This is a genomic window from Phenylobacterium sp. (assembly GCF_031360265.1).
Lineage (GTDB): Bacteria > Pseudomonadota > Alphaproteobacteria > Caulobacterales > Caulobacteraceae > Phenylobacterium.
Map to the genome: position 1 here is coordinate 1 of NZ_JANMBF010000058.1, position 3016 is coordinate 3016.

The 3016-nt window shown below is 64.2% G+C and carries 1 protein-coding gene and 1 pseudogene; both read right to left on the reverse strand.

Annotation, left to right across the window (positions count from 1 at the left end):
• Nucleotides 1-2451 (reverse strand): TonB-dependent receptor domain-containing protein (locus RMN86_RS05045; RefSeq protein WP_309604741.1); only part of this gene is annotated, 2451 nt, incomplete at its 3' end.
• A gap of 310 nt (nucleotides 2452-2761) precedes the next feature.
• Nucleotides 2762-3016: pseudogene (locus RMN86_RS05050) on the reverse strand (amidohydrolase); the annotation flags it as partial.

The following is a 3016-nucleotide window of genomic DNA, read 5'->3' on the forward strand; positions in this document are numbered from 1 at the left end:
CACGCCGAACGTGCGCGGCCGGTTGGTGGTGATGCGCAGCACCCGGTCCGACGCGTTGGCATAGAGCTGCGCACGCGTGTCGGACAGGTTCTCGCCGAACACCTCAAGCGTCCAGTTGTCCTTGATCACCCCGATCCCGGCGTCGAAGGTCTGATAGGCCCGCAGGTGGAAGTCGCCCTGCAGTGGATTGCCGAAGGCGTCTGCCCCACGGTCGATGGTGGACAACATCCGTCCGGCGGCCTGGGCGCCCGTTCGGACATAGCCGTTCGCGCCGCCGGCGATCTCGCGCTCATAGCGAACGCCGATGTTGCCCTGCAACTCCGGAGTCAGGGCCAGTTGGCTGCCCACCGGACGCAGGTTGGAGACGCCGGTTGTCACCCGGGTGAGCTCGCTATGGGTATAGGTGAACGCGCTGGTCACCGTCAGACCCGGCACGCCGCGCCAGATCAGGCTGCCCTCGACGCCCTTGATCTCGGCATCGGCGGCGTTCTGGACGAAGGTGAGGAAGGAGTCCTTCGGACGATAGACCTGCGACTGAAGATTGTCCCACTTGATGTAGTAGGCCGCGCCGTTCAACTGCAGGCTGTTGTCGAAGAACTGGGTCTTCCAGCCGATCTCGTAGTTCTTGACCGTGTCCGTACCGTAGGAGACCGGCACCTTGAAGGCGGGGTCGACCAGACCCGGCGTACCACCGCCCCGGTTGAACCCGCCGGGCCGGAAGCCTTCCGAATAGGTGGCGTAGACCATCAGCCCGGGACGCGGCTTGTAGGTCAGGTTGACCTTGGGGATGAAGCCCGTCTCGGTCCTCGGGACGAACAGCGGGCCTTCGACGGGGCGGCCATGGTCGGCGGCCTGGCTGAAGCGGCTGCCGAAGCTCGCGCCGCCGGCAATGCTCACCCGCTGGTCGTAGAAGCGTCCGCCCACAGTCAGGGTCAGCTTCTCAGGGAGGATGTCGTAGGCCACCTCACCGAACACCGCCATCTGCCGGTCGGAACGGGTGATGTCGTTGATGAACTGGACCGTCGGATCGGTAATGTTGCGATCGATGGCGGTGACCGTGGTCAGCGGGGTGTTCTGCGAGGGGAAACCGGATTCCAGAGAGCCTTCGTAGGCGAAGTGATCCTGGCTGTAGATGTGATCGCTGTCGTAGTAGATTCCGCCGATGGCGCGCAGTCGCCAGTCGGCCGGGGTCGCGACCCGGAATTCCTCGGTGAAGCGGGTGTTGCGGGTCTGGTTGAAGACGTGGTTCTTCGGGTTGTGGCACGCCGCCGTGGCCGGCAGCGTCGCCGAGCCGCCGTAGGCATGGACATAGGCCGCATAGTCGCAGTTGTAGTAGACGGCGTAGGGACCCGAGGACGAATAGTTGGTGTAGTCCGTCCGCTGCACCGCGCGCCGGTTGATGTAGCCGCCGGTATAGAGCAGGTCGAGCTGGCCAAGCCGGCCCTTGACCGTCCAGGCGGACACGTCGCCCTTGTCCTTGAGGCTGTCGGGGTTGAAGCGCTTGACCTTCAGATCGCCGAGCGTCGGATCGTAGTCGAACACCCCCTCGGTGTTCAGCGTCTGGGTGAGGTGCTGGGCCTCGATGCTCCAGTTGTCGTTGATCCGATATTCCACCGACAGGCGGAGGCCCTGATAGTCGGCGAAATTGAAGTTCTCCTTGACCAGCGGCCCGTTGTTGACCACCGGCCGCGGGATCGTCGCGAAGCCGGGCCTGCCCCTGAACCCGGGCGAGGTCAGCGGCATCTGGTAGGTGCCGGCGATATTGTCGATGTAGCCGCCCTTGTGGTCGCTGTAGACCACCAGACGGACGCCAAGCTTGTCGGCGATGATCGGGACGTTGACAAAAACCTGGCCACCGGCGCTGGGGTCACCGCTCTTGGTGACCGAATAGCTGCCCGAGAATCCGGCATGGTAGCCGCTAAGGTCCGGCTTGGCAGTGATGTAGCGCACCGCCCCGCCCATGGCGCTGGCTCCGAACAGCGAGCCCTGCGGCCCCTTCAGGACCTCGATCCGTTCCAGGTCGGCGGCATAGATGTCGAGGTTGCGCACCGGCATGGAGACCGCCACGTCATCGAGGTAGACCGCGACGTTGGGGTTGGTGCCGGCCGATCCACCGATCAGGATCGAGGCCGTGTCGGTCGAAAGACCGCGGATATAGACCGTGTTCTGCCCGGGGCCGCGCCCCGCGGCGTGCACGTCGGGCAGGAACTGCAGCAGCTTCTGGAAATCGGTGATGCCGAGTTCCTGCAGCTTGTCGCCGCTCAGCGCCTGAACCGCGATCGGCACGTCCTGCAGCTTTTCTTCGCGGCGAGAGGCCGTGACCACCAGGTCCTCAACGGTGGTGCTCTGCTCCTTGGTCTTGGCGGCGTCCGCCGCCGACGCGGCGGGCACCCCCGCTCCGAATATCGACAAGGCGGCGACGCCGACCGACAGATGCCAATTCTTCTTCACCACTATACCCCCAATTGTTGTTTTCAGTCCTCGCGGCCAGAAGCGTTCCGACATTCGTCGGCGCTGCTGAAGACCCGAGAAAGGTTAGTTTTCGCCCAGCTTGTCCCCAACGGTGTCTGCAGGGCGACGCCGAATCTATTGACGAAATTTGACCTGTCCCCAAAAAAAGCTTCACAATCCCGGCGCATGGATGCAACGCTGGTCTTGCGCGCCTCGCCGTTAGATCATTGTATTTATGCGATAAATAATAAACGCATGGCGTTATGCGGAAATGACAAGCGGCAGAATGTCGCCCGAGCCCCGCGCGGCCTCAGGGCGCCATGACGTTGAGCACCGCCAGGGACATCGCCTCGACGCCGAAACGGATGGTCGGCTCGGGCGTTGGCGCGAACTGCGGTGTGTGGTTGGCAGGGACCGGAACGCCCTTGGCCCTGGCCTCGGCGATGACCGCCGGGTCGAGGCCGCCGAGACTCCAGAACAGCGACGGCACCCCGGCGATGATGAACTCCGAATAGTCCTCGCTGGGGTTGCCCGGAGCGGGCTCGTAGGTGGCGCGGTCGCCGAA